Genomic DNA, 26,741 nt, shown 5'->3' with positions numbered 1-26,741 from the left:
AGTTTGGCGTTCGGGATCAGAGACCCGCCGCAGCCACTTTATTGTTTGCGCCACCTTCGACGGCAGCCTGCAGCGCCTTGTTCGCGCCGTTCAGATCCGAGCCCGCAGCGGCGAGCCATGTCTGGTACTGCTCTTTCGAGACAACGCGCACGGCGATTGGCATGAAGCCATGATCCTTGCCGCAAAGCTCCGAGCACTGACCGTAATAGAGGCCTTCCTTGTCAGCCTTGAACCAGGCTTCGTTGATACGGCCGGGAACGGCATCCATCTTCACGCCGAAGGCGGGAATGGTCCAGGAATGGATCACGTCGGCGGCGGTTACCAGAAGGCGAACGGTTTCACCGACCGGAACAACCACTTCATTGTCGACGGCCAGAAGGCGCGGATAGCGGGACTTATCCTCTTTGCCCGCGGCGGCGCGATCTGCATCCTTCAGAAGAAGGGCGTCAAAGCTGACCGGATTGTCGACCTGATATTCATAGCCCCAATACCACTGGTAGCCGGTTGCCTTGACCGTCAGGGACGGGTCTTCCGGCGAATATTGCGCGGTCAGAAGCTGGAACGACGGCACAGCCAGGAACAGAAGAATGATCACGGGACCGACGGTCCAGATCACTTCGATCATCGTATTGTGGCTGGTCTTCGATGGTTCCGGATTGACGCTCGCCCGGAAGCGAAGCACGACGATAACCAGCAACGCCAGAACCAGCAACGTAACCGGAATAATGAACCAGAGCGTATAGCGCTCAAACCAATGAATCTGCTCGGCAATACCCGTTGCAGCGTCCTGAAATCTCCATTCCCATGGACGCGGCTGATCCGCAAAAGCGGCACCGGTCATCCACAGCACTGCAAGAGCACCAACGACGGCGCCCTTCGTTGTGGCAACAATCTTATCCACCAGAACTCTCTCCCTTTTCGCCCTTTCAGGCTGGACGCCGGACGCAAATGACGGCCGCATCCCCCGTCGGCGTTCAAATCACACCTTAACGCACACCGCAAGGAAGGCGAATATGTTCCTGTGCGGCATTTTTGCGCGCAGCTTTTGCCCGCCGACGGAACCACTCCCAATTCCGCCCGGATTTCTAGCCTTATGCCTGCGCATCCGTAAACCGGCAAAAACTTGGGAAAAACCTGTAAATCTCATAATGAAGCCATGATTTGAAAAGAGGTTTCGCCGCACGTGCTACGTGACAATCGATCCAACAGGCGATATCACCGTTGCAATGATAGCTATGATTGACGATGACTGATAATCGCGTCTCTGATTGCTTTTCATGGCTGATGCTGCGCGTTAACGTCCCACTGATTCGATCAGGGATTCGATCTGGAGATTTCATGACTGTCCGCATGCTTGCCAACCGCCCGATTCTTCAGCGCCTGATGGCTCTTGCCGCTGGCGTCAGCCTGTCGCTCGCAGCCGCAACCCTGCCGTCCGCCGCGCAGAATACGCCCGCGCCGTTGCAGACACCGGATCAGGCCCCGGCTGCGCAGTCGCAGGCGGCCCCGTCCAACCCGCAGCAAAGCGGCAAGCTGAAGTCGCAGCACGGCGCTTGGGCTGTGCTTTGCGATACGCCCGCTGGCGCCAAGACCGAGCAATGCGCGCTAATCCAGAATGTGGTTGCCGCCAAGCGTCCGGAACTCGGCCTTTCGGTCGTGGTTCTGAAGACCGCCGATAACAAGGCGCGCATTCTGCGCGTACTGGCCCCGCTCGGCGTTCTGCTGCCGAACGGCCTCGGCCTCAACGTCGACGGCAAGGATATTGGCCGCGCCTATTTCGTGCGCTGCTTCGAAGACGGCTGCTATGCGGAAGTCATTCTCGAAGACGAGCTGTTGAAGACGCTGCGTTCCGGCAAGGCCGCAACCTTCATCGTCTTCCAGACACCGGAAGAAGGCGTCGGCATTCCCGTGGATTTGAAGGGGTTTGGTGAAGGCTTCGACGCCCTGCCCTAAGAACTATCGATATTCCGGCGCTGGCGGGCTGCAAACCGCATCCCGCTGCGCTTCCGGTGCTCATGTACCCTTAAGTACATTCCGCTCTGGTTCTCGCGGCCTACGGTTTTCGCCTCACCATCACCAGAATCTCAACAGTTCTTCATCGCGTGGTTGTTCTCAACCGTTTTAAGGCTTACATCCTGCAGCAGACCCATGCTGCAGGATTTGTTTTTATGAAAAGCCTGATCGACAGTTTCGATACCGGACGCGACGATATCGAACGCCTCGTCGCCGCAAGCCTCAAGGGCAGCGACGACGGCGAACTCTTCATCGAATATCGCGAAGCTGAAGCGCTCGTTTTCGACAATGGCCGTCTCAAGACCGGTTCCTTCAATCAGGATCAGGGTTTTGGCCTGCGCTCGGTTGCCGGTGAAGCCATCGGCTATGCCCATGCGGGCGACCTTTCGATGGCCGCGCTGAAGCGCGCCTCCGATGCGGTTTCCGCCACCATCAAGGGCTATGGCGGCACCTACGCCGCTGCACCGGCTGGCACCAATCGCCACCTCTATACCGACGAAAACCCCATCGGCTCGCCGACCTTTGATGCGAAAGTGCAGCTTTTGCAGCAGATCGATGGCTATCTGCGCGCCAAGGACCCGAAAGTCCGTCAGGTTTCCGTCTCGCTGGCCGGTTCATGGCAGCAAGTTGAAATCCTGCGCGCCGACGGCCATTTCGTGCGCGATATCCGCCCCATGGTGCGGCTCACCGTTTCGGTCGTGGCAGGCAGCGGCGACCGTCAGGAATCCGGCTCGCACACGCTGGGCGGTCGCAAGGGGTTCGGCGAATTCATCACCGTCGAAAGCTGGCAGCATGCCGCCGACGAGGCGCTGCGTCAGGCGCTGGTCAATCTGGAAGCGATCCCCGCCCCGGCAGGCACGTTCGACATTGTACTCGCCAATGGCTGGCCGGGCGTCATGCTGCATGAAGCGGTTGGTCACGGCCTTGAAGGCGACTTCAACCGCAAGAAGACCTCGGCCTTTGCCGGGCTGCTCGGCCAGCAGGTTGCATCCAGGGGCGTGACGGTCGTGGATGACGGAACGATTGCCGAGCGTCGCGGTTCGCTGACCATCGACGATGAAGGCACGCCGACCAATCGCACGGTTCTGATCGACGACGGCAAGCTGGTCAATTACATGCAGGACCGCCAGAACGCCCGCCTGATGGGCATGGAGGCGACCGGCAACGGACGCCGTGAATCCTATGCCCATGCGCCGATGCCCCGCATGACCAACACCTATATGCTGTCGGGCGACAAGACACCGGAAGAGATCATCGCCTCCATGAAGAAAGGCATCTATGCTGTTTCGTTCGGCGGCGGACAGGTGGACATCACCTCCGGCAAGTTCGTGTTCGGCTGCACGGAAGCCTATATGATCGAGGACGGCAAGATTGCAGCGCCAATCAAGGGCGCCATGCTGATCGGCAACGGCCCGGATGCCATGCAGCGCATTTCTATGATCGGCAACGACATGAAGCTCGATACCGGCAGCGGCAATTGCGGCAAGGGCGGCCAGTGGGTTCCCGTTGGCGTCGGCCAGCCGCATCTGCGTATGGATCAGGTCACCGTCGGCGGTACGGCGGTCTGAGGACCGTCGTTTAGCCTGAAACGCCGCGCATTTGATAAACCGCACCGAAGGCGTTTATAAAGCTCTCTGAAGGCTTATAGAAAATATAGGCCGATCTGGAGATGCATATGCCTGGTTCTTCATATGACTGGACAGGGAAGCAGCCCGACAAGCGCAACCGGCAAAAGCGCATGCTCATCATCACGGCGATCACGATGGGCGCGCTCATCCTGCTATTAGGCATGGTGGACGGACTTTTGATCCTGCTCGGTTGATGGTGCCCGTTTACGAAATCGACTGCGCAGGTGTGACAACGCCAGACGAACTCTGGCGACGCTACCTTGCCGCGGTCCCGGCGCAGGATGTGCAGTCCTTCGGCTATACGCTCGATTCTTTCTGGGATGCGGTGCAATGGCAAGGGCCAGGTTGGCCCGGCGAATGCGAGATTGTGTTTAAAAACACAGAAGCGCTAAGCAAATTGCGCACGCTCGGAGGCAAGCCTTTTCTGGAAGCCTTCAGACGGCTGGTGCATGACACCAGCCGCATTTCGATAAGGCTAAACTAGATCGTCAGATATTCTGACCGCCGGACACTTCGATGCGCTGGCCGGTGATCCAGCCCGTGCCGCCCGACAGAATGGCCGCTACTGCACCGCCAATATCATCCGGACGTCCCACGCGACCCATGGCAGTGGAGTTCGCCACCATCTTGTTGACTTCCGGCATGTCGCGCACCACGCCACCGCCGAAATCCGTTTCGATGGCGCCCGGCGCAATCGCGTTCACCGCAATGCCGCGCGGGCCAAGTTCGCGGGCGAGATAGCGGGTCAGAACCTCGATGCCGCCCTTCATGGTGGCATAGGCCGAATAGCCCGGCAGCGCGAAACGCGCGAGACCGGTCGAGACATTCAAAATCTTGCCGCCATCCTCGATCAGCGGCAGCAGGGACTGCGTCAGGAAGAAGACGCCTTTCAGATGCACATTCACCAGACCGTCGAAATCTTCTTCCGTGGTTTCGGCAAATGGCTTGTGAACGCCATGACCGGCATTGTTCACCAAATAGTCGAAGGTTGTGCGGCCCCATTTTTCCTGAAGCGCCTGCTGCAACTTTTCAGCAAAAGCAGCAAAACTTGCCACCTTCCCCGTGTCGAGCGGCAGGGCAATGGCGGTGCCGCCCTCGGCTGCAATTTCAGAAACCGCCTCTTCCGCGGCCTTCGCATTGCTCTGATAGGTCAGGACGATGCCGACGCCCTGTCTGGCCAGATGCAGCGCTGCGCTGCGGCCAAGGCCCCGGCTACCGCCCGTGATGAGTGCAATCGTCATGTCAGTTTCCTTTCGCTCAACGAATTCTGGTTTCTATATTGCCGCTTTCCCGTTCGTTCGGCCTGCCACATTCTCCATGAAACATGCCCATTCCTCCGAAGGCTCCGATTTCTGTGTCACGGAAAACAAAGGCTTGCTATGCTTTTCCCATGTCCGAACACGCTTCAAATCTCGCAGCCCGCTGCATCGAAATTGTCCGCGAAACTGGGGTGGGGCCTTATCCTGCACCGACCGGCATCGACGGCGTAACCGTGGTCTGCTCCCCGGCCATATCGGCCATTCGGCCCGATATGTATCAGCCGATGATTTGCCTGGTCCTCCAGGGCGCCAAAGAAATCCTGCATGGCGAACGGGCCGTTCGTTTCGATGCGGGCATGACGGCGATCGTCTCGCACGAATTGATCACAGGTGCGCGCATTGTCGAAGCCAGCCCCGATAATCCCTATATAGCCCTTGCTTGCCGGATCGATCTGGAGATTTTGCGCGCCCTTCAGGGCGAGATTGAGCCGGAGATGATCGCGGCGGCGCGTAGCGAAGCCGTGGCCACCGGCAGGGCGGATGCAGGCGTGACCGATGCCATGACGCGTTTGCTCGATCTGCGCGACAAGCCGCTGGAACGCCGCGTTCTTGAGCCGATGATCCGCAAGGAACTGCATTTCCGCGTGCTTCTGACCCGCAACGGCGCGATGTTGCGTCAGCTTGCCCAGCCGGGCAGCCCGGCAAGCCGCATCGCTAAAGCAATCACCCATATCAAGCAGCACTGGAACAATCCGATCCGCACGGAAGAGCTGGCGGATATTGCCGGAATGAGCCCTTCCAGCTTTCACGAGCATTTCAAATCCGTCATGGCCACCACGCCGCTGCAATATCAAAAGGCGTTGCGGCTTCTGGAAGCGCGCCGCCAGTTGAGCGAAACCGCAGTGCCGGTTTCATCGGTTGCTTTTGCTGTCGGCTATGAAAGCCCGACGCAGTTCAGCCGCGATTATCGCCGCGCATATGGCGCCGCGCCTCGCGAAATGCGAGCATAGAAGAATTGCCCCGCATTGCGGTGAAGATGTGGGAAACGCCGCGAAGCGTGCCCTCGCCTGACAATTTTCAGTCTGGCATCCATAAAAATAAAACAGCCTCAAAAGGCGGTTTTATTGTTCAGCAGAATGCTCAGATGCCCGGCTCTTCTTCGAGCAGGCCTGTCACGAAATCGAACAGGCCGGGGCGGCGGTCGCGACGCAGGCGCTCGGCCTCAATGATCGACTTGATCGCCGCAAAGGAGCGGTCGAGGTCTTCATTGATGACAATATAGTCGTATTTCACCCATTTCTGGATTTCAAAACGGGCATTCTGCAAGCGTGTCTCGATCACTTCCGGCGTGTCTTCCGCACGGCGGTTGAGACGCTGCTGCAATTCGCGCATCGTCGGCGGCAGGATGAAGATCGACACCACATCGGCAGGCATCTTGGCCTGAAGCTGGTCCGCGCCCTGCCAGTCGATATCGAACAGCATATCCTGACCATCGGCCAGTGCAATCTCGGCGGTTTCGCGCAGAGTGCCGTAAAAATTGCCGTGCACTTCCGCCCATTCGATCAGTTCGTCATTGTCGCGCAGACGCTCGAACTCGCGAATGGTCTTGAAGTGATAATGCACCCCTTCGATCTCGCTCGGACGGCGCTGGCGCGTCGTCACGCTGATCGACAGCGAAAGGTCCATCTTCTTGTCTTCCAGCAACAGCCGGGCAATCGTGGATTTTCCAGCGCCCGATGGCGACGAGATCACCACCATCAAGCCTCTGCGCGCGACGCCATTTTCAACTGAAGTGATGGCCATGTTACTCTTACTCCAGATTCTGTACTTGTTCGCGAAACTGATCGACGACCGCTTTCAGTTCCAGCCCGATGGCCGTGATCGACGCCGCGTTCGATTTGGAACACAGTGTATTCGCTTCACGATTAAATTCCTGTGAAAGAAAATCGAGCTTGCGCCCGACCGGCCCGCCATCGGCGAGCAATTTATGGGCGGAGGCGACATGGGTGTCGAGCCGGTCCAGCTCTTCCTGAATATCCGCCTTGGTCGCAAGGAAAGCCGCTTCCTGATAAAGCCGGGCCTCATCCAGTTCACGCGGGCCGTCAAGCAGCAGCGCAACCTGCGTCGCGAGCCGCGCCTTGATGGCATCCGTGCTTCGCGACGGATCCTGACGCGCCGCTTCTGTGAGACGGCCAATCGTATCGACATGACCCGACAGGATCGTGAACAGCGCCTTGCCTTCCTGCGCCCGCGCCTCGGCAATGGCCTTCAGCGCGCCTTCAAAGGCTGCCACGACGGCTGCTTCCAGTGCTGCCCGGGCATCGTCGTCTTCCGAGACCTGCGCCTGATCGATCATGCCGCGCAGCGACAGAACACCATCGACGCTAGCAGGTGTCAGACCGTGCTTTTCCTGCAATTCGGCACCGAGTTTCAGCACCTCGGACAGCATGGCGTGGTTGATGACGAAATTGGCCTGCTCGTCGGTCCGTTCGACACTCAGGCTCGCCTGAAAATTGCCGCGGGAAAAATGACGCGCCAGCATGGAACGCACCGGATGCTCGACCGCTTCCAGCCCCTGCGGCAGACGCAGGCGCAGATCAAGCCCCTTGCCATTGACCGAGCGCACTTCCCAAACGATACGCGCTTCGCCATTGGCGCCGTCATGCTGCGCGGCATAGCGCGCAAATCCGGTCATGCTCTGGAGCGCCATGCGTCCCTTCCCCTCAACCTGAGCCCGGAAGCGATAGTTCGCCGCCCGTGCACCGAAACTCAATCATGCACTCCAATACGCGGAATGCTGCATTCCTTTAGACATACAGAGCCGGCGCTTTTCAGCAACCGGCTCTGTCGAATCACACACAGATATGTCTGGCAGTCAGGTCACTCCGCAACCTTCTGGCTGCCAGCAGCGCCACCGGCGCTGTTCTGCTGTTCGACATTGCGCCACTTGCGGACATTGGCATTGTGTTCCTGCAAGGTCTTCGAGAAGACATGCCCGCCGGTGCCATCGGCAACGAAATACAAATCCTCGGTCGCAAGTGGATTGGCGACCGCTTCCAGTGCCGCCTTGCCCGGATTGGCAATCGGCGCCGGTGGCAATCCGTTGATGACATAGGTGTTATAGGGCGTCGGCTTTTCGATATCCGACTTGAAGATCGGACGGTCGGACGGTTTGCCCGCACCACCGAACAAGCCATAGATGATCGTCGGGTCCGATTGCAGCCGCATGCCCTTGTTCAGACGATTGACGAAAACCGAAGCGACATGCGGACGCTCCGACGCGATACCCGTTTCCTTCTCGACGATGGAAGCGAGCGTCACGAATTCATTGCGGTCCTTGACCGGCAGGTCGGGGCCGCGCTTCGCCCAGATATCGTCAACCAGCTTCTTTTGCGAAGCGATCATGCGGTCGATGATTTCGGTCCGCGTGGTGCCACGCGTGAAATGCAACGTGTCGGTGAAGAGCGAACCTTCCGGCGGCATGTCTTTCGGCATATCGCCGACCAGAATCGGATCGGACGAAATACGATCGAAAATCTGCTTGACCGTCAGCCCTTCGGGCACCGTCAGCGGATACATGATCGACTTGCCGCTGATGAGAATATTCATCACGTCGCGCATGGTTGCACCCGCTGGAATGGCATATTCACCGGCCTTGAGGTCGTTTTCGTGACCATAGGCGCGCATGCCGAAACGGAAAATACGTCCATCGCTGACGATATCGCGGGCTTCGAGGCTGTTGGCGACTTCGGAAATGCCCGCGCCGCGCTTGACCACGAAAGTCGTCTCGCTTGCCAGCGGGCCCTGCCCGTCAAATTGCATCTTGCCGAAATAAAACAGCGCCGACGCGCCCAGCAAAGCGAGCACGACCAGCGACAGCATGAAATTCATGAAGACGACGATCTGGCTACGCGCATGGCGCGAACGCTTGCGCGGCGGCGGCGTGCCGGGTTCAGGACGCAGAGCTTCCGACGCAGATTTGGGAACAAACGGCTTTGTGGCCGCAGCCGTTTCCGCCGGCGCTTCCGTTGGCGTCTCCGGCTTGCCAGCCTTGGCTTGCTCTTCAGCAGAGTTGGTTCCGGGTTGTGCCCCGGGCTGTACCTCTGAATTCACTCCGTCACCTCGGTCTTGTAGCCTTGACCGGCCTTGCCGCCAAGAGGCGTCAACGACCTGTCCCGAGCGGCTCTCCGCACTTGATGCCCAAATCCGCTCAGGCCGAAGCCTTCCGTCAATTCGAGCGTGCTCACCCTAACCACTATTAGCGATTTTAAATATCGCATCCGGTTATATTTTGACAAAAACGCGGAGAAATCCCCGCGTTTTTATTTATTCCTATCAGATTTGGTCTGTCCGGCCAGAAATGCCGGTCAGGAATAGCGACGCAACACCAGCGAAGCGTTGGTTCCGCCGAATCCGAAGGAGTTCGAAAGAGCCACGTCGATCTTGCGTTCGCGTGCCTTGTGCGGCACCAGATCGATCTTGGTCGAGACAGCCGGATTGTCGAGATTGAGCGTCGCAGGTGCGATATTGTCGCGAATGGCCAGCGTCGAGAAAATCGCTTCGGCAGCACCGGCAGCACCCAGAAGATGGCCGATGGACGACTTGGTAGAGGACATGGAAATCTTCGAAGCCGCATCGCCGACCACGCGCTCCACAGCGCCCAGTTCGATCGTATCGGCCATGGTCGATGTGCCATGGGCGTTGATGTAGTCGATCTGGTCCGGCGTGATTTCAGCACGCTTGAGAGCCGCAACCATGCAGCGCTCCGCACCTTCACCGCTCTCGGTCGGAGCCGTGATATGGTATGCATCGCCCGAAAGGCCGTAGCCGATCACTTCGGCATAGATCTTCGCGCCACGCGCCAGCGCGTGTTCGAGTTCTTCCAGAACCACAACGCCTGCACCTTCGCCCATGACGAAGCCGTCACGGTCATCGTCATAAGGACGCGATGCGGCGGTCGGATCGTCGTTGCGCTTGGTGGACAGCGCCTTGCAGGCGGCAAAGCCCGCCAGCGAAATGCGGCTGACCGGCGATTCCGTGCCACCGGCAACCATCACCTCGGCGTCGCCGAAAGCGATCAGGCGGGCGGCATCGCCAATGGCGTGCGTGCCTGTTGCGCAGGCGGTGACGACCGAATGGTTCGGGCCGCGCAGATTGTGCTTGATCGACACATGGCCGGAAGCCAGGTTGATCAGACGGCCGGGAATGAAGAACGGGGAAATGCGGCGCGGGCCCTTGTCGCGCAGCGTGTAGCCTGCTTCGACGATACCTTCGATGCCGCCAATGCCGGAACCGATCAGAACGCCGGTGCGCACCTGATCTTCATCGCTTTCGGGATGCCAGTTCGCGTCATCCAGTGCCTGATCGGCCGCGCCGACGGCATAGACGATGAACGGATCGACCTTGCGCTGCTCCTTGGGCTCCATGTGGAGATCGGCATTGAACGTGCCGTTGGTGCCATCGCCAACCGGAATACGGCAGGCAATCTGGCAGGCCAGATCGTCAACCTCGAATTCCGTGATGCGGCGAGCCCCGCTTTCGCCAGCCAGAAGCCGCTTCCAGGACTCTTCCACACCGCTTGCAAGCGGTGACACCAGACCGAGACCGGTGATGACGACACGCCTCATATCCACCCCTTAAAACTGTTATGTCACGAGCATCGACCCGCAGGCTTTCACCGGCAGATGCAATGTCCGGGCCTGGCTTTGAAAGGGATGATGCTCCAATCGTTAAATCGGAGTCTGCCGCAAGAGCCTGTCGAAACGATCCGACACCGGCATGCCGGCAAATTCACTTGGATGCCGAAACGGCCCGTACAGACATGTCTGTACACTGTATTTTCTACACGCTTTATTCCCGGCCATTCCCGGATGCGAGGCAACCTTCATTACAAAGGCGCAGCATCCGGCAATGTCGGAATAGAGCTCAGAATACAGGCAGGGCCGGGTTCCGAAGAGCCCAGCCCTCAGCTCTGGTCCTGATTAGGCCGAAGCCTTGTCGATGAACTTCACAGCGTCGCCGACCGTGAGGATCGTTTCTGCAGCGTCGTCAGGAATTTCAACGCCGAATTCTTCTTCGAAAGCCATGACCAGCTCGACGGTGTCGAGGCTGTCTGCGCCGAGATCATCAATGAAGCTTGCGCCTTCCGTGACCTTGTCGGCATCTACGCCCAGATGTTCAACAACGATTTTCTTGACGCGCTCTGCGGTATCGCTCATGTCGGAACCTCGACCTGTTTGTTTGTTGCTCTGCCTTGGTTAGCGGCATGCAGGATTGTAATCAAGTTCTAAGATGACTGCCAGTTTCGAGCGAAGCCGCCCGGACAGTCATCCTGTGGATATTCCTTTCGGAACAGGATCGCGGCAAATTCTACGAAATGCCACAACTCTCGATGGGCGCATTACCATGCTTCTTGAGCAAGGCAAAGCGCCTTTTCCCGTCACGCCCCATGTATTAAGGTGTTTTATACCATAAACTGGCGGCGTGAAGGGGCTTAAATCATGGCCATGCCGCCATTGATGTGCAGCGTCTGACCCGTCACGTAGCCGGCCTGATCGCTGGCGAGATAGACCACGGCAGCAGCAATATCGGCGCCAACACCCATGCGCTTCATGGGAATATTGGCCATGATCGCTTCTTTTTGCTTGTCGTTCAGCTTGTCGGTCATGGCCGATTCGATAAAGCCCGGCGCAATGCAGTTCACCGTCACATTGCGGCTTGCGATTTCCTGCGCCAGCGACTTGGAGAAGCCGATGAGGCCCGCCTTCGACGCGCAATAATTCGCCTGCCCCGGATTGCCGGTCACGCCGACGATGGAGGTGATGTTGATGATGCGGCCATTGCGGCGGCGCATCATCGGATGGGTCAGCTCACGCGTCAGGTTGAAAACCGAGGTGAGATTGACATTCAGAACGGCATCCCAGTCTTCATCGCTCATGCGCACGAACAGGCCGTCACGGGTGATACCGGCATTGTTGACCAGAATATCGACGCCGCCCAGCTCTTCTTCCGCCTTCTGGCCGAGCGTCTTGACGGCTTCGCGGTCCGACAGATTGGCCGGGAAGATGAAAACACGATCGCCGAGTTCGGCGGCCAGTTCCTTCAGCTTTTCTTCGCGCGTACCGTGCAGGCCGACAATAGCGCCCTGTGCATGGAGAGCGCGAGCAATCGCTTCACCCAGACCGCCGGTCGCACCTGTTACGAGAGCCTTGCGGCCAGTCAGATCAAACATATCGGATCCTTTTAGCTAATGAGCTTTTATGCCAGAGCAGCAAGCGCTGCTTCGATTTCTTCAGCCGAACCAACAGCGGCGCCCGACACATCCTTGGAGATGCGGCGCGCCAGACCGGTCAGAACCTTGCCCGAACCTACTTCATAAAGCGAGGTCACGCCATTGGCGGCAAACCATTCCACGGTCTCGCGCCATCGCACCTGACCCGTCACCTGCTCAACCAGCAGATCGGCGATTTCACTGGCGTCCGTCACCGGCGCGGCGCGCACATTGGCGATGAGCGGGACAACCGGATTGTGCTTCTCGACACTGGCCAGCGCTTCGCGCATTGCTTCAGCAGCCGGAGCCATCAGAGTCGAATGGAAGGGTGCGGAAACCGGCAGCATGATGGCGCGCTTTGCGCCCTTTTCCGAAGCAAGCTTTGCCGCCAGTTCGACCGCAGCCTTGGAGCCGGAAATTACCAGCTGGCCGCCGCCATTGTCATTGGCGATCTGAACCGAACCGGAAGCCTTTGCTTCCGTGCAGATTGCTTCCACATCGCCATGTTCCAGACCGATGATGGCAGCCATCGCGCCTTCGCCAACCGGAACAGCCTTCTGCATCGCATTGCCGCGAATGCGCAGGAGGCGCGCCGTATCGGCAAGCGAGAAGGTGCCGGCAGCGCAAAGTGCAGAATATTCGCCCAGCGAATGACCGGCCACATAGGAAACCTTTTCCTTCAGCGAGAAGCCACGCGCTTCCATGACGCGCAGGACGGCCATCGACACGGCCATCAGCGCGGGCTGGGCATTGGCGGTGAGCGTCAGAACGTCTTCCGGGCCTTCGAACATGGTGGCGGACAGCTTTTCGCCAAGCGCTGCGTCCACTTCGTCGAAGACAGCGCGCGCTTCCGCGAACTGTTCGGCCAGGGCTTTGCCCATGCCTACCGCCTGGCTGCCCTGTCCGGGAAAGGTAAATGCTACCGCCATTGATGCCTCGTTCTGGTTCTATGCATATGATAAAGGTGAAACCGGTATCCGTTTTCGCCGCCATGCCTGCAATGAAATGCACAATTTGGCGCGATGTGCCTTAGCCTTGGGCGAAAAGTCAAGCATTTGTCGGTTTTTCGGGGATATCGCGCTTGCAAACAAGGGGAAAAACACGTAATAGCCGCCCGTTCATTGTTCGGCACCAGCTGGGGGCTGAACGGAGGGCCGTGTCTTCTTGCCGTTAAAAGCAGGATAGCACGTTGGAAGTCATAAGCGCTTCTGCCTCCCGTGTCTCCGCTCTCGACCGTCTCAAATACGCGTCCTTTCTTCACCGGTTTCCGGCAAAAGAGAAGTCGCAGGGGCTTAGCCGCTGGTGTCGGCGTGATATAACGAAGAAAGGCAAAGCCAATGGCTCTTTATGAACATGTGCTTCTTGCCCGCCAGGACATTTCCCAGCAGCAGGTCGACGCTCTTGTCGAACAGTACAAGGGTGTCCTCGAAGCTAATGGCGGCAAGGTCGGTAAGGTTGAAGCTTGGGGTCTGCGTCCCCTCACCTACCGTATCAACAAGAACCGTAAGGCGTATTATACGCTTCTGAACATCGACGCTCCGGCTGCTGCCGTTGCTGAAATGGAACGTCAGATGCGTATCAATGAAGACGTCCTGCGCTTCATGACCATTCGCGTTGAAGAACACGAAGAAGGCCAGTCGGCTATGCTGACCCGCCGTGACGACCGTCGCGAGCGTGATGGTGATGACCGTCCGCGCCGCCGTGAAGGTGGTTTCGACCGCGGTGATCGTGGCGATCGCGGTGATCGCGGCCCACGTCGCCCACGCGACAACGAAGCTGGTGAAGGAGCATAATCATGGTTGATATCAATCAGATCCCGACCCGCCGTCCTTTCCATCGCCGTCGCAAGACGTGCCCGTTCTCCGGCGCAAACGCACCGAAGATCGACTACAAGGACATCAAGCTTCTGCAGCGTTACATTTCCGAACGCGGCAAGATCGTTCCTTCCCGTATTACGGCTGTCAGCCAGAAGAAGCAGCGTGAACTCGCCAAGGCGATCAAGCGCGCCCGTTTCCTCGGCCTGCTGCCTTACGTTGTGAAGTAAGACAAGATTTTCGGGAGGCATCTCATCAGAGTTTGCCTCCCGGACCCTTTCCTCCCTTGCGATGGGCGCAACGGAGCGTACTGAAAACCCAAGTTGGGGCATTTGCCTCTAACTGCACGAGCCGGCAAGACCGGGGCAGGACAGCGAAACTGATGAAATTCAATGGAACCATAGTTGGTGTCGGCATATTGGCGGGGCTTGCCTCGGCACTGATGTCGTCCGGCGTCATTGTCCAGTCGGGCATGGCGATGGTTCTGTATTTCCTGACACCGCTTCCCATTTTCGTTGCAGCACTCGGCTGGGGTTCGACCGCCGGTATTGTCGCAGCAGCCGTAGCAACTGTAGCGGTCGGCGTTTTCGCCGTTCCGATGGCGGCCCTCCTGATGGCGCTGACGAGCTATATTCCTGCGGCCATCGGTGCATATCTGTCCGGCCTTGCGCGCCCCGCCGAAGAACTGGGCGGACCGAAAGGCGTGATGGTCTGGTATCCGCTGTCGGATATCGTTTTCCGCCTCGCCCTGATGGTGGCGGTTTCCTTCATCGTCATCGGCGCAGTTCTGGGTTTTGGCCCGGATATGGCGCGCGAACTTGCCAATGCGGTTATCGACCGCGTTGCCGAAGCCGACCCGCAATTCACCGCCAGCGATGAAATGCGCAACACCATGTCGGCGCTGCTGATGTTCGCCCTTCCGGCGATCCAGCCCGCCACGTGTCTTGCCATTCTGGTCGGCAATCTCTATCTGGCGCTGCGCCTGACTGCCATGTCGGGCCGCCTGCGCCGTCCGCGTGACGACTGGCCCGCAACGCTGCGCATGCCGCGCACGGCGCTGATCGTTTTCGCAGTAGCACTTGCAGTCGCTTTCCTGTCGGGCGCCGCCGGTCTGGTGGCAACCGTCGTGGTCGGCTCGCTCGGCGCAGGCTTCATGATGGCGGGCCTTGCCATCATGCATATGCGCACACGCGGCAAGGTATGGCGCCCGGTGGCGCTGTGGTTTGCCTATTTTGCGATCATTCTTTTCGCATTTCTGCTTTTCGTCTTCATGGTTCTCGGACTTTTCGATACGTCGCGTGGCGCGCCGATCTCGAAAATTCCGGGCAATGACAAACAATAACCCGGATTAAACACTCGAAAGGAAACTCCAATGGAAGTCATTCTTCTGGAACGCATTGGCCGCCTCGGCCAGATGGGCGAAACCGTCAAGGTCAAGGACGGCTATGCCCGTAACTTCCTGCTCCCGCAGGGCAAGGCTCTTCGTGCCAACGAAGCCAACAAGAAGAAGTTCGAAGGCCAGCGCGCTCAGCTCGAAGCCCAGAACCTGGAACGCAAGAACGAAGCAAGCGCCGTTGCTGAAAAGCTGAATGGCCAGAGCTTTATCGTTGTGCGTTCGGCTGGTGAAACCGGTCAGCTCTACGGTTCGGTTTCGACCCGCGACATCGCCGACATCATCACCGCAAACGGCTTCACCCTGCACCGCAACCAGGTTGAACTGAACCATCCGATCAAGACCATCGGCCTGCACGAAGTTTCGATTTCGCTGCATCCGGAAGTTCAGGTTGAAGTGACCGTCAACATCGCTCGTTCGAACGAAGAAGCTGAACGTCAGGCAAAGGGTGAAGACCTCACCTCGATCGAAGCCATCTACGGCATCGAAGAAGCCCCGCTTTCGGAAGAAATCTTCGACGAAGACGAAGAAGCTGAAGACCAGGCTTAATTGTTACACTTACCTCCGGAAAAGCCAGCTTTGTCAGCAGGCGTTCCAATGGTGGTAAACTTTAAATGATCATGCCCGGCGGCCTCCGCCGGGCATTTTCTCTTTCCAGAACGGGAAAACTGCCTATTCTTCTCCATGGTAATGTATTGGAGAGGGTGCAGACGGAAACGTCCGCGTTGCTTAAGACAGCGTTCCCAGGGCCGGTAGACCTTACGGAAACTGCCTGAAAATCTGATGACAGTGTGGCTCGAGAAGAGGATACACAAGCCGCCTGCCATGCAACCGCATGGATGCTACGCCTGTCTCACTCCATAAAAGGAGATGGGGCCGATGTATGGAATGATGCGTACTGTTCTTTCGCATATGATTAAAACCGGAGACCTGACGGTCACCGATTCTAGTGGTGCGCGTTCGCAGTATGGCGACAAGACCGGGGTGCCGGTTCATATACACTTCAAGACAAAGCACGCCGAGCGCGCCGTAGCGCTCGACCCCGAACTGAAGCTCGCCGAATGTTTCATGGACGGCGAGATCGACTTTCTGGACGGCGATATCTACACGCTGCTTCAGATCGTGTTCGAAAACACCGGGCCGACCGCCGCGACAGAACCGTGGATGAAGGCGCTGGCGAAACTGCGCATCCTGTTCCGCCGCTTCCAGCAGATGAACACGATTGCGCGCTCGTCCGACAATATCAAAAGTCACTACGACCTTTCCGGCGAGCTTTACGACCTGTTTCTCGACCCGGACAAGCAGTATTCCTGCGCCTATTTCGAAACACCGAATGCAACGCTTGCCGAAGCGCAACTTGCAAAAAAGCGCCATATCGCCGCGAAAATGCTGGTGAAGGAAGGCGACAAGGTGCTCGATATCGGCTGCGGCTGGGGCGGCATGGGGCTTTATCTCGCCCGCCATCTCAAGGCCAATGTGACCGGCGTGACCCTTTCGGAAGAACAGCACGACATCGCCAACCAGCGCGCCGCCGATGAAGGACTTTCCGACCGCGCCAAGTTCGAGCTGACCGACTATCGCAATATCGAAGACAAGTTCGACCGGCTGGTTTCGGTCGGCATGTTCGAGCATGTCGGTGTCGGCCATTTCGCGGAATATTTCCAGCATGTGGCGCGACTGATGAAGCCGGATGGTGTGTTCATGCTGCATGCCATCGGGCGTGCCGATGGACCGGGCGCGACCAATCCGTTCATCCGCAAATATATCTTCCCGGGCGGTTACATTCCTGCTTTGTCGGAAGTGCTGCCGCATATCGAAAAGGCCGGGCTCTATGTCACCGACATCGAAATCCTGCGGCTGCATTATGCGGAAACGCTGAAAGCCTGGCGTGAGGCCTTCATGGCCAATCGCGAACGGGCCAAGGCGCTTTATGACGAACGCTTCTGCCGCATGTGGGAGTTTTATCTGGCCGCATCGGAAAGCGCCTTCCGCTGGCAGAACATGATGGTGTTCCACATCCAGATCGCGCACCGGCAGGAATCCGTTCCGCTGACGCGCAACTATATCGAAGCGGAAGAAAAGCGCCTCAAGCGGCTCGACAGCGCGCCAAAGGGGGCCAATAGCGAGGCCCGCGCCGTCAAGAAAAGCGCGAACGCCTGATCCGGCGAGCACCGGTTCACAAAAAGGGCTGCCGTCTCCGGCAGCCCTTTTGCATTTTCACTCGACCTTCGGCACTGGTCCTAATTTTAGCCAGCCTTCGGCACTCATCCTTATTTTAGTCGGCCTTCGGCACTCCGGTTTCCCACTTGTCCCAATGGGTAACGATATCATCGACCAGCGGCGAACCGACGAGATAGATGTTCTGCACCGTCTCCGCAAAACCGCCTGCCGTCTGACCCGGCGCTGGATCAAGATGCTGCAAGGTGGTTTCGTTCGGGTTGCCCTGATCGAAGTTCACCGAGCCGCGCAGGCTGGCGATACGATCCGTGCCGAACTGGCGCTTGATGACCAGCGTAATTGCAGCCGCTTCCATTTCCGTCACCAGATAATCATCCGCACCGTAGAGATGCGCGATATATTGCGCCTCTTTCGACAGGCCGGGCCCGTGGAAGAACGTATCGCCGGTCATATGCGTGCCTGTCTTGAGCGACGGCTTGGCCTGTGCGGCCTTGTCGGGATAACGCATGCGATAGTTCTGAGCGTCCTGCGAATCAAGCAGTTCGACCTTCGAATCGAGGCGAAGCGCGGCGGCGATCAGATCTGGATTCAGCTTGAAGACCCGGTAATCCTCATAACCCTTCCGCGGCATGAAAACCGGCTCGCCGGGCTTGCCTTCTTCCGGCGCCCAGCGATGGCCGAGATCGTAATCGACCAGCCAGGTCGCCCAACTGACATCGCCGATGGTGCCGCGCGATGGCGGCGTACCACCGACGCCCGACAGAATATAATAGCTCTTCGAGAAATCGAAGGCCGGATCGAGCAGAATAGCCTGCATGCTGGAGGAGGAATTGACCTTGCCCATGCCAAGCACCGAGCCGCAAACGCCATCATTGTTGCAATAGACCGGCTTCAGCGCGCCCTTCACTTCGATGGGCTTTGCGTCTTTCCAGTAACGGTCATACCACCACTGGAATTCACCGGCGCGATCACCGCTATTCTGTCCGATTTCGAACATGGCGGCGATGAAGACCTTGACCTTGATCGGCTCGGCAGCCGTAGCCGGTGCCGTAAACGAAGCGAGATAAGCAAGGCAGGAAAGCCCGGCTGCGATCAGACGATGCCGCATGAATGAACCTTTGCATGAAGAACCTGTCACCGGGATCTGGCACGACCGTGGACAGGGTGAATTTGATGATCGTGAGGCAGAGTAATATCCACTGCTATTCGCGGCAACGCCCGTCAAGAACATAGCGCTCATTCACAGGCGCAAACTGTGAATCAGTGTGAATCATGGTATAGCTTATCCCTTCCAGCAGGAATCATCCGAAGCCGCGTTGCGTTTGGCATCACATGACGGTTAGCTGGCAGCATCAGGGACAGGATCAAGAATCATGGCGGAAGCGGCGGTACGCAAACTCGAGGATGTGCGCGATCAGAAGGACGCACTCTATCGGGAAGCACCACACAATATCGAAGCGGAACAGGCATTGCTGGGCGCAATCCTGATCAACAACGATGCCTTTTACCGCATATCGGACTTCCTGAAGCCGACCCATTTCTTTGAGCCGCTGCATCGCCGTATCTACGAAATCACCACTGATCTGATCCGCGTCGGTAAGATGGCCAATCCGGTCACGATGAAGACCTTTCTGCCCGAGGGCAAGGTCGGCGATCTTTCGATCTTCCAATATGTCACCCGCCTTGCCACCGAGGCCGTCACCATCATCAATGCTGCCGATTATGGCCGCGCGATCTACGATCTGGCGACCCGCCGCGCGCTGATCGGGATCGGCGAGGACATGGTCAATCTCGCCTATGATGCGCCGGTCGACAACGCGCCGCAGGAGCAGATCGAGGACGCCGAGCGCCGCCTGTTCGAACTGGCAGAAACCGGTCGTTACGATGGCGGATTCCTGCCGTTCAAGGACGCCGTGACCACCGCAGTGGACATGGCCAATGCCGCTTTCATGCGCGATGGCCACCTGTCGGGTATCTCCACCGGCATTCACACGCTTGACGGCAAGATGGGCGGCTTGCAGCCGTCCGACTTGATCATCCTCGCCGGACGTCCGGGCATGGGTAAAACCTCGCTCGCCACCAATATCGCCTTCAACATCGCCAATGCCTATGAGGGCGAACAACAGGCCGATGGAACGGTGAAAGCCAAGAATGGCGGTGTAGTCGGCTTCTTCTCGCTCGAAATGTCGGCGGAACAGCTCGCCACCCGTATCATTTCCGAGCAGACGGAAGTGTCGTCCTCGAAAATCCGCCGTGGTGATATCACCGAGACCGATTTCGAAAAGCTGGTCGCCTGCTCGCAGGTGATGCAGAAAATCCCGCTTTATATCGACCAGACCGGTGGTATTTCCATCGCGCAGCTGGCCGCCCGCGCCCGTCGCCTCAAGCGCCAGCGCGGCCTTGATGTTCTGGTCATCGACTACGTGCAGCTGATGACCGGCTCGTCCAAGGCCTCGGCACAGAACCGCGTGCAGGAAATCACCGAAATCACCACCGGCCTGAAGGCGCTCGGCAAGGAACTGAACGTTCCGATCATCGCGCTTTCCCAGCTCTCGCGTCAGGTGGAAAGCCGCGACGACAAGCGCCCGCAGCTCTCCGATCTTCGTGAATCGGGCTCGATCGAGCAGGACGCCGACGTGGTGCTGTTCGTGTTCCGCGAGGAATATTACGTCAAGAACCTCGAACCGCGCGACGAGTTCGACCCGAAATACGAAGAATGGAAGCAGCATTTTGAAAAAGTGCGCGGCACTGCCGATGTCATCATCGCCAAGCAGCGCCACGGACCGACCGGTACGGTCAAGCTCGCCTTCCAGTCCGAATTCACGCGATTTGCAGATCTGGCCGAGGGTTCCTATCTTCCCGAACAGTATGAATAATATCTCTTCGAAAAAGGCGCGTATCTGATGGCCAAGGCGCGCATTCAGTTCATCTGCCAGAATTGCGGCACAGTGCATACGCGCTGGGCGGGCAAGTGCGATTCCTGCGGCGAGTGGAACACGCTCGTCGAGGAAGGCACCAATAGCGGTATCGGTTCCGGTCCGGGCGCGATGCTGTCGAAGCGCAAGGGCCGCGCCGTGGCGCTGACCTCGCTGTCCGGCGACATTGAAGATGCCCCGCGCATTATTTCCGGCATCAGCGAACTCGACCGTGTAACCGGCGGCGGCTTCGTGCGCGGGTCGGCGCTGCTGATCGGCGGCGATCCCGGCATCGGCAAGTCAACGCTTTTGACGCAGGCGGCAGCAGCCCTTGCCAATCGCGGCCACCGCATCGTCTATGTTTCAGGCGAAGAAGCGGTCGCGCAGATCCGCCTGCGCGCGCAGCGTCTCGGCGTCGCCACATCGGCAGTGGAACTTGCCGCCGAAACCAATGTCGAAGACATCATCGCCACCATTTCCGACGGCAAACGTCCCGATCTCGTCATCATCGATTCGATCCAGACCTTGTGGACCGACATGGCGGATTCTGCCCCTGGCACGGTCACGCAGGTGCGCTCCTCGGCACAGGCCATGATCCGTTACGCCAAGCAGACCGGCGCTGCGGTTGTTCTGGTCGGCCATGTCACCAAGGACGGCCAGATTGCCGGTCCCCGCGTGGTCGAACACATGGTCGATGGTGTTCTCTATTTCGAAGGCGAAGGCGGGCATCATTACCGCATCCTGCGCACGGTGAAGAACCGCTTTGGCCCCACCGACGAAATCGGCGTTTTTGAAATGTCCGATGGCGGCTTGCGTGAAGTGTCCAATCCGTCCGAGCTTTTTCTGGGCGAACGCAACGAAAAAGCGCCGGGGGCAGCGGTTTTCGCCGGGATGGAAGGCACGCGCCCGGTTCTGGTGGAAATTCAGGCCCTCGTCGCGCCCTCCTCGCTCGGCACGCCGCGACGCGCGGTCGTGGGCTGGGATGGCGGGCGTCTCGCCATGATCCTCGCAGTGCTCGAATCGCATTGCGGCGTTCGCTTCGGCCAGCATGACGTCTATCTGAATGTCGCGGGCGGCTATCGGATCAGCGAACCGGCTGCCGATATTGCGGTTGCATCGGCGCTTGTTTCCTCCATGGCCGGTATTGCCCTTCCGCCAGATTGTGTTTATTTCGGCGAAATCAGCCTTTCCGGTGCTGTTCGTGCGGTGACGCATGCAGTACAGAGATTGAAGGAAGCGGAGAAACTCGGCTTCCGGCAGGCGGAAGTGCCAAGCGGCAGCGGCGAACTTTGGAAAGATCGCAGCTTCCGTCTCATGGAAACCGCCGCCCTGCCCGACCTCGTTGCGCGCATTGCAGCATCGGGTGCCGGAAAGAAGTAATAATTCAGGGGCTTAACGCGGGAAGATTCTGTCAACCTTCCGATGTTAAGCTTCCGCGTCTTTGACTGCCCTGCGCACCGGAACGCATGCGCGAAACACTGAGGACAGGCCAGAATGCCGATAACCATACTTGATGGAATTCTACTCGGAATAACGCTGGTATCAGCGGTTCTGGCGATGGTGCGCGGGTTTTCCCGCGAAGTGCTGTCGCTGGTATCCTGGGCCGCTGCCGCCGCTGCTGCATTCCTGTTCTACAAGCCGGTGCTGCCCTACATAAAGCCCTATATCAATAACGACACGCTAGCCATGATCGCCGCCATGGCTGCGGTTTTCCTCGTGGTGCTGATCATCGTTTCGCTGATCACCATGAAGATCGCGGATTTCATCATCGACAGCCGCATCGGCGCGCTCGACCGCACGCTGGGCTTCCTGTTCGGTGCGGCTCGCGGCGTGCTTCTGATGGTCGTCGCCATGCTGTTCTTCAACTGGGCGGTGCCGGATAACCAGCCTGCCTGGATCACCAACGCCAAATCGAAGCCGATGCTCGATTCCTTCGGCGAACAGTTGCGCAATCTCCTGCCGGCTGACCCGGAAAAGATGGTCGACAAGTTCAAGCCGCAGCAGAACAATGCTCCGGCCACTGGCGAGCAGGAAGAAGCGCCTGTCCCGGATGACGCGCCTGCGCAGCAATAATCACAATCTGATGTGAAAAATTGAAACCGGCTTGTGCCGGTTTCATCTGTTTTTGGCCCCAATAAAGGCCTATATGATCAGCTTAACTGACGCGGGTTCAAGGGATCGCTTTCAAAACGGCGTCCTTTCATGTAAATGTTGTTTTTAACAACCCGCAATCGAAAGGCCTTGCGGACAATGTTCCAACAGTCGCATGATGAGACTTCCTTTATGCTGGATGACGACACCCTGCATGAAGAGTGTGGTGTATTCGGCATTTTGGGTCATGAAGACGCCGCAGCGCTGACAGCGCTCGGACTGCACGCCCTTCAACATCGCGGGCAAGAAGCCGCCGGTATTGTGTCCTATCACAATCGCCGCTTCCACTCCGAACGCCATATGGGCCTCGTCGGGGACCATTTCACCGACGCCGCCACGCTGAACCGCCTGCCCGGCGACCGCGCCATCGGCCATGTGCGCTATTCCACCACCGGCGAAACGATCCTGCGCAATGTGCAGCCGCTTTTCGCGGAACTGGAAGTCGGCGGCATTGCGATTGCCCATAACGGCAATTTCACCAACGGCATTTCGCTGCGCAAACAGCTGATCGCCTCGGGTGCGATCTTCCAGGCGACTTCCGATACGGAAGTCGTTTTGCATATGATCGCCCGGTCGCGTTTTGCCTCGTCTTCCGACCGTTTCGTGGATGCGATCCGTCAGGTTGAGGGCGGTTACGCCATGCTGGCGCTGACCCGCACCAAGCTGATCGCTGCGCGTGACAGCATCGGCATTCGTCCGCTCGTCATGGGCGAACTGGACGGCAAGCCGATCTTCTGCTCGGAAACCTGCGCCCTCGACATCATTGGCGCCAAATATATTCGCGACGTCGAAAATGGCGAAGTGATCGTCTGCGAAATCCAGCAGGACGGCTCGATCACCACCCAGTCCATCAAGGCGGAAAACCCCCAGCCGGAACGCCTGTGCCTGTTCGAATATGTCTATTTCGCCCGCCCGGATTCGGTCGTCGGCGGACGCAGCGTCTACGTGGCGCGCAAGAACATGGGCATCGAACTTGCCGGTGAAGCCGGTGTCGAAGCGGATGTCATCGTGCCGGTGCCCGATGGCGGTACGCCTGCGGCGCTCGGCTTTGCGCAGGCAAGCGGCATTCCATTCGAATATGGCATCATCCGCAATCATTATGTGGGCCGTACCTTCATCGAGCCGACCCAGCAGATTCGCGCCCTGGGCGTGAAGCTGAAGCATTCGGCCAATCGCGCCATGATCGAAGGCAAGCGTGTCGTGCTCGTGGATGATTCCATCGTGCGCGGAACCACTTCGGTCAAGATCGTGCAGATGATGCGCGATGCGGGTGCGAAGGAAGTGCATATTCGCGTGGCAAGCCCGATGATCTATCATCCGGATTTCTATGGCATCGACACGCCGCATGCCGACAAGCTTCTGGCCAACCAGCATGAAGATCTGGAATCCATGTGCCGTTACATCGGTGCGGATTCGCTGGCCTTCCTGTCCATCGACGGTCTTTACAAGGCTGTCGGCGGCAAGGTTCGTGATCCGAAGGCGCCTGCCTTCACGGATCACTATTTCACGGGTGACTACCCGACCCGCCTTCTCGATCAGGAAGGCGAAAGCAACATCCACACGCTGTCGCTGCTTGCGAGCAACGGCTGACGCATATTCGCGAACGGGCGGCCTCCGGGCCGCTCCAATCTCTTCATAAAAGTCATTGGGGACGGAATGACAATCGACCTTACGGGCCGGCTGGCCGTGGTAACGGGGGCATCGCGCGGCATTGGCTATTTTCTTTCGCTGGAACTGGCAAAGCGCGGCGCGCATGTGATCGCCGTGGCGCGCACTGTCGGCGGCCTTGAAGAGCTGGACGACGACATTCGCAAGCTCGGCGGCAACGCGACTTTGGTGCCGCTCGACATCACCGACATGGAAGCCATCGACCGCCTTGGCGGCTCGATCCACGAGCGCTGGGGCAAACTGGATATCATGGTCGCCAATGCGGGCGTGCTGGGCACCATCTCCCCGATCGGCCATGTGGAAGCAAAGACCTTCGAGAAGGTCATGAATGTCAACGTGACGAGCGTTTGGCGGCTGATCCGCTCTACCGATCCGCTGCTGCGTCTTTCCGATGCCGGGCGCGCCATTCTGCTTTCATCCGGCGTTGCGCATAGCTGCCGCGCCTTCTGGGGGCCTTATGCGGCCTCCAAGGCGGCTGTCGAGGTCATGGCCCGCAGCTGGGCCGAAGAGACCAGGCAGATGGCGCTGAACATCAACTCGGTCAATCCCGGCGCAACCCGCACCGCCATGCGCGCGCAAGCGATGCCCGGCGAAGACCCGGACACCCTGCCGACACCGCAGGAAGTGGCCGAAAAAATCGTGAAGCTTGCCGATCCGGCGCTCAATGTCACGGGCAAGCTGTTCGACGTGCGGCAGGACCGCTTCCTCGACTATCACATGCCGGATTGAAAATCTGATCCAAAATAGTTATGTTTGGAATGGCGGCTGAAGCTGTAACTCCAGCCGCCGCGTACTTAGGCTAAGATGATTACCCGCACATATGCTTGCCAGCCTGTGCGGGTTTTCTTTATCCTAAGCGTGAACCTGATGGGTATCAGCCACATAGTTCACCTCCAAAAGGAGAGCAAAGCCCTTGCCTGGGTCGGGGTGGCTCATCCTCCCCGACGCGCCCGCTGGCTTGGCGCTTGCTGCTTTTGCCCCCATCCCGAATTGATGAACCAATTTTCAGTTGGTGAATAGCCTTTTTCAACATGAGGACGAAATGACTGACGCCACTACGCGCTTCACCGTCATCAGCGGCGGCCCCGGAACGGGCAAAAGCACGCTGATTGACGCACTCGAACAGCACGGCTACGCTCGCACCGTGGAGGCCGGACGCGCCATCATTCAGGATCAGGTTGCCATTAGTGGCACGGCCCTGCCCTGGGACGACCGCGCTCTCTTCGCCGAGCTCATGTTGTCGTGGGAAATGCGCTCATACCGCTTGGCGCAAGACCAAACAGGGCCGGTCTTCTTTGATCGCGGCGTGCCGGATGTGATCGGCTATCTTTCGCTTTGCAACTTGCCCGCACCACCGCATATGGAAGCGGCAGCACAGCAGATTCGTTATAACAAAACAGTGTTTCTCGCCCCGCCATGGCCGGATATTTTTGGGCAAGATGCCGAGCGCAAGCAGGATTTCGACGAGGCTGTGTGCACCTTCACGGCGATGGAAACAACCTATCGCCGGTTCGGATATGAAATCGCGCTCCTGCCGAAAACTTCGGTTGAGGAGCGCGTTGCGTTCATTCTGGAAAAGCTCCCGTCAGTTTTCTTCTGACGCCGACGACTTTTCTTCCTCGCTCTCGGTCGCGGTTTCTTCCGCCGCTGCCCGATCCGCAGCCTCGCGGCGGTTCCACGCGGCAAGGCTGAACGGCAGGAACGCCAGATAGGCGAGAGCTGTCAGGCTCAGCGTCTGCCATGTGAAGCTCATCAGGAACGCCACGTAGACGACCACGCAGAGAATCAGCGGCATGACGATATCGCGGCGCACGAGGCTGCCGGCCGACTTGCCGTTATAAACTGGCAGGCGGCTCACCAGCAGAAACGCGATGGCTACTGTATAAATCGCAACACCGAAGGCCAGCCCGCGCGAGGGCGTCAGGCCGAGAAAACCGAGATAGACCGGCAGCAGCACCAGCATAGCGCCTGCGGGCGCAGGCACGCCGATGAAATAATTGCTCTGCCATGCAGGCCGGTTCGGGTCTTCCAGCATCACATTGAAGCGCGCCAGACGCAGACAGCAGGCAATCGCATAGAGAAGACCGGCGATCCAGCCGAAGGAACGCGCCTGATCCAGCATGAATGCATAAAGCACCAGCGCGGGCGCAACGCCGAAATTGACGATATCGGCCAATGAATCCATCTGCTCGCCGAATTTCGACGAGCCTTTCATCATGCGCGCGACACGTCCGTCGATGCCGTCGAGAAATGCCGCAACCAGCACCATAGCGACGGCCAGCTCGAAGCGGTTTTCGAAAGCAAGACGAATCCCGGTCAGACCAGCGCAAATGGCCAAAACCGTAATGAGGTTCGGAATAACAATACGCAGCGGTATCTGCGACAGCTTTGGGCCGCGGGATGACTCCACGCGGCCATTAGGCTCAAAAGGCGGAAAAGGTGTTCCCATCGG

The 26,741-nt window shown here is 58.5% G+C and carries 27 protein-coding genes; 16 read left to right on the top strand and 11 right to left on the bottom strand.

Annotation, left to right across the window (positions count from 1 at the left end):
- Positions 1-16 precede the first annotated feature (16 nt).
- Positions 17-901: a cytochrome c oxidase subunit II gene (gene coxB, locus D8666_RS09400; RefSeq protein ID WP_109368490.1), complete on the bottom strand. Its 885-nt coding sequence runs from the start codon at positions 899-901 to the stop codon at positions 17-19.
- A 437-nt stretch (positions 902-1,338) separates the two neighbouring features.
- Here coxB and D8666_RS09395 point away from each other — a divergent pair, with 437 nt between their 5' ends.
- The 4 genes from D8666_RS09395 (at position 1,339) to D8666_RS09385 (ending at position 4,125) form a co-directional block, all read left to right on the top strand.
- Positions 1,339-1,953, top strand: a complete 615-nt coding sequence (locus D8666_RS09395; protein WP_109368489.1) for an invasion associated locus B family protein — start codon at positions 1,339-1,341, stop codon at positions 1,951-1,953.
- Positions 1,954-2,168: 215 nt separating this feature from the next.
- Positions 2,169-3,581: a metalloprotease TldD gene (tldD, locus tag D8666_RS09390; protein ID WP_121537365.1), complete on the top strand. Its 1,413-nt coding sequence runs from the start codon at positions 2,169-2,171 to the stop codon at positions 3,579-3,581.
- A 107-nt stretch (positions 3,582-3,688) separates the two neighbouring features.
- Positions 3,689-3,835 carry a hypothetical protein gene (locus D8666_RS24195; protein ID WP_167836051.1) on the top strand — a complete coding sequence of 49 codons (147 nt, stop codon included), beginning with the start codon at positions 3,689-3,691 and terminating at the stop codon, positions 3,833-3,835.
- On the top strand, positions 3,835-4,125 hold the full coding sequence (locus tag D8666_RS09385; protein WP_121537363.1) for a barstar family protein: 291 nt from the start codon (positions 3,835-3,837) through the stop codon (positions 4,123-4,125). The genes D8666_RS24195 and D8666_RS09385 overlap by 1 nt, the downstream gene beginning before the upstream one ends.
- A 4-nt stretch (positions 4,126-4,129) precedes the next feature.
- On the opposite strand, the gene D8666_RS09380 is transcribed toward D8666_RS09385, so the two are convergent.
- The gene (locus D8666_RS09380) at positions 4,130-4,882 is read right to left on the bottom strand and encodes an SDR family NAD(P)-dependent oxidoreductase (RefSeq protein WP_109368487.1); all 753 of its coding nucleotides are present in this window, start codon (positions 4,880-4,882) and stop codon (positions 4,130-4,132) included.
- Between the two features lie 149 nt (positions 4,883-5,031).
- On the opposite strand from D8666_RS09380, the gene D8666_RS09375 reads away from it, so the two are divergent.
- Positions 5,032-5,910: an AraC family transcriptional regulator gene (locus tag D8666_RS09375; protein WP_167836050.1), complete on the top strand. Its 879-nt coding sequence runs from the start codon at positions 5,032-5,034 to the stop codon at positions 5,908-5,910.
- 130 nt (positions 5,911-6,040) lie between these two features.
- On the opposite strand, the gene gmk is transcribed toward D8666_RS09375, so the two are convergent.
- From gmk to fabD, 7 genes are all read right to left on the bottom strand, one after another.
- A complete protein-coding gene (gene gmk / locus D8666_RS09370; protein ID WP_109368484.1) occupies positions 6,041-6,703 on the bottom strand; it encodes a guanylate kinase in 663 nt (220 codons plus the stop codon).
- 7 nt (positions 6,704-6,710) lie between these two features.
- The gene (locus D8666_RS09365) at positions 6,711-7,610 is read right to left on the bottom strand and encodes a YicC/YloC family endoribonuclease (RefSeq protein ID WP_121537359.1); all 900 of its coding nucleotides are present in this window, start codon (positions 7,608-7,610) and stop codon (positions 6,711-6,713) included.
- A gap of 170 nt (positions 7,611-7,780) precedes the next feature.
- Complete coding sequence (mltG, locus tag D8666_RS09360; protein ID WP_121537357.1) at positions 7,781-9,013, bottom strand: endolytic transglycosylase MltG; 1,233 nt, start codon at positions 9,011-9,013, stop codon at positions 7,781-7,783.
- Between the two features lie 254 nt (positions 9,014-9,267).
- Positions 9,268-10,527, bottom strand: a complete 1,260-nt coding sequence (gene fabF, locus D8666_RS09355; RefSeq protein WP_109368481.1) for a beta-ketoacyl-ACP synthase II — start codon at positions 10,525-10,527, stop codon at positions 9,268-9,270.
- A 354-nt stretch (positions 10,528-10,881) separates the two neighbouring features.
- Positions 10,882-11,118, bottom strand: coding sequence for an acyl carrier protein (locus D8666_RS09350; RefSeq protein WP_002963616.1), 237 nt, complete (start codon positions 11,116-11,118; stop codon positions 10,882-10,884).
- A 275-nt stretch (positions 11,119-11,393) separates the two neighbouring features.
- Positions 11,394-12,131 (bottom strand): 3-oxoacyl-[acyl-carrier-protein] reductase, encoded by a 738-nt coding sequence (fabG, locus tag D8666_RS09340; RefSeq protein WP_121537355.1) that lies wholly within the window; start codon positions 12,129-12,131, stop codon positions 11,394-11,396.
- A gap of 26 nt (positions 12,132-12,157) precedes the next feature.
- On the bottom strand, positions 12,158-13,099 hold the full coding sequence (fabD, locus tag D8666_RS09335; protein ID WP_109368479.1) for an ACP S-malonyltransferase: 942 nt from the start codon (positions 13,097-13,099) through the stop codon (positions 12,158-12,160).
- Positions 13,100-13,507: 408 nt separating this feature from the next.
- Between fabD and rpsF the strand changes: the two genes are divergently transcribed.
- From rpsF to D8666_RS09310, 5 genes are all read left to right on the top strand, one after another.
- Positions 13,508-13,963: a 30S ribosomal protein S6 gene (gene rpsF / locus D8666_RS09330; RefSeq protein WP_121537353.1), complete on the top strand. Its 456-nt coding sequence runs from the start codon at positions 13,508-13,510 to the stop codon at positions 13,961-13,963.
- 2 nt (positions 13,964-13,965) lie between these two features.
- Positions 13,966-14,214 (top strand): 30S ribosomal protein S18, encoded by a 249-nt coding sequence (rpsR, locus tag D8666_RS09325; protein WP_006466219.1) that lies wholly within the window; start codon positions 13,966-13,968, stop codon positions 14,212-14,214.
- 152 nt (positions 14,215-14,366) lie between these two features.
- Positions 14,367-15,326, top strand: a complete 960-nt coding sequence (locus tag D8666_RS09320) for a DUF2232 domain-containing protein (RefSeq protein ID WP_121537351.1) — start codon at positions 14,367-14,369, stop codon at positions 15,324-15,326.
- Between the two features lie 30 nt (positions 15,327-15,356).
- Positions 15,357-15,926 carry a 50S ribosomal protein L9 gene (gene rplI, locus D8666_RS09315; RefSeq protein WP_109368476.1) on the top strand — a complete coding sequence of 190 codons (570 nt, stop codon included), beginning with the start codon at positions 15,357-15,359 and terminating at the stop codon, positions 15,924-15,926.
- A gap of 330 nt (positions 15,927-16,256) precedes the next feature.
- Entirely contained in the window at positions 16,257-17,537 is a 1,281-nt protein-coding gene (locus D8666_RS09310; protein WP_121537349.1) for a cyclopropane fatty acid synthase, read from the top strand.
- Between the two features lie 115 nt (positions 17,538-17,652).
- Here D8666_RS09310 and D8666_RS09305 read toward each other — a convergent pair whose 3' ends face one another.
- A complete protein-coding gene (locus tag D8666_RS09305) occupies positions 17,653-18,663 on the bottom strand; it encodes a purine-nucleoside phosphorylase (RefSeq protein WP_121537347.1) in 1,011 nt (336 codons plus the stop codon).
- 265 nt (positions 18,664-18,928) lie between these two features.
- On the opposite strand from D8666_RS09305, the gene D8666_RS09300 reads away from it, so the two are divergent.
- From D8666_RS09300 to D8666_RS09275, 6 genes are all read left to right on the top strand, one after another.
- Positions 18,929-20,431, top strand: a complete 1,503-nt coding sequence (locus tag D8666_RS09300) for a replicative DNA helicase (RefSeq protein WP_109368473.1) — start codon at positions 18,929-18,931, stop codon at positions 20,429-20,431.
- A gap of 27 nt (positions 20,432-20,458) precedes the next feature.
- The gene (radA, locus tag D8666_RS09295) at positions 20,459-21,850 is read left to right on the top strand and encodes a DNA repair protein RadA (protein ID WP_109368472.1); all 1,392 of its coding nucleotides are present in this window, start codon (positions 20,459-20,461) and stop codon (positions 21,848-21,850) included.
- Positions 21,851-21,964: 114 nt separating this feature from the next.
- The gene (locus D8666_RS09290; protein ID WP_109368471.1) at positions 21,965-22,543 is read left to right on the top strand and encodes a CvpA family protein; all 579 of its coding nucleotides are present in this window, start codon (positions 21,965-21,967) and stop codon (positions 22,541-22,543) included.
- Positions 22,544-22,720: 177 nt separating this feature from the next.
- Positions 22,721-24,211, top strand: coding sequence for an amidophosphoribosyltransferase (gene purF / locus D8666_RS09285; RefSeq protein ID WP_109368470.1), 1,491 nt, complete (start codon positions 22,721-22,723; stop codon positions 24,209-24,211).
- A 66-nt stretch (positions 24,212-24,277) separates the two neighbouring features.
- Positions 24,278-25,018: an SDR family NAD(P)-dependent oxidoreductase gene (locus D8666_RS09280; RefSeq protein WP_121537345.1), complete on the top strand. Its 741-nt coding sequence runs from the start codon at positions 24,278-24,280 to the stop codon at positions 25,016-25,018.
- A 313-nt stretch (positions 25,019-25,331) separates the two neighbouring features.
- Positions 25,332-25,889: an AAA family ATPase gene (locus tag D8666_RS09275; protein ID WP_121537343.1), complete on the top strand. Its 558-nt coding sequence runs from the start codon at positions 25,332-25,334 to the stop codon at positions 25,887-25,889.
- Here the strand turns inward: D8666_RS09275 and pssA are convergent.
- Positions 25,875-26,738: a CDP-diacylglycerol--serine O-phosphatidyltransferase gene (gene pssA / locus D8666_RS09270; protein ID WP_109368467.1), complete on the bottom strand. Its 864-nt coding sequence runs from the start codon at positions 26,736-26,738 to the stop codon at positions 25,875-25,877. The genes D8666_RS09275 and pssA overlap by 15 nt on opposite strands.
- Positions 26,739-26,741 lie beyond the last annotated feature (3 nt).

This window comes from Ochrobactrum soli, from assembly GCF_003664555.1.
In the GTDB taxonomy this organism is placed as follows: Bacteria; Pseudomonadota; Alphaproteobacteria; order Rhizobiales; family Rhizobiaceae; genus Brucella; species Brucella teleogrylli.
This window is presented reverse-complemented; position numbering and strand designations above follow the sequence as displayed.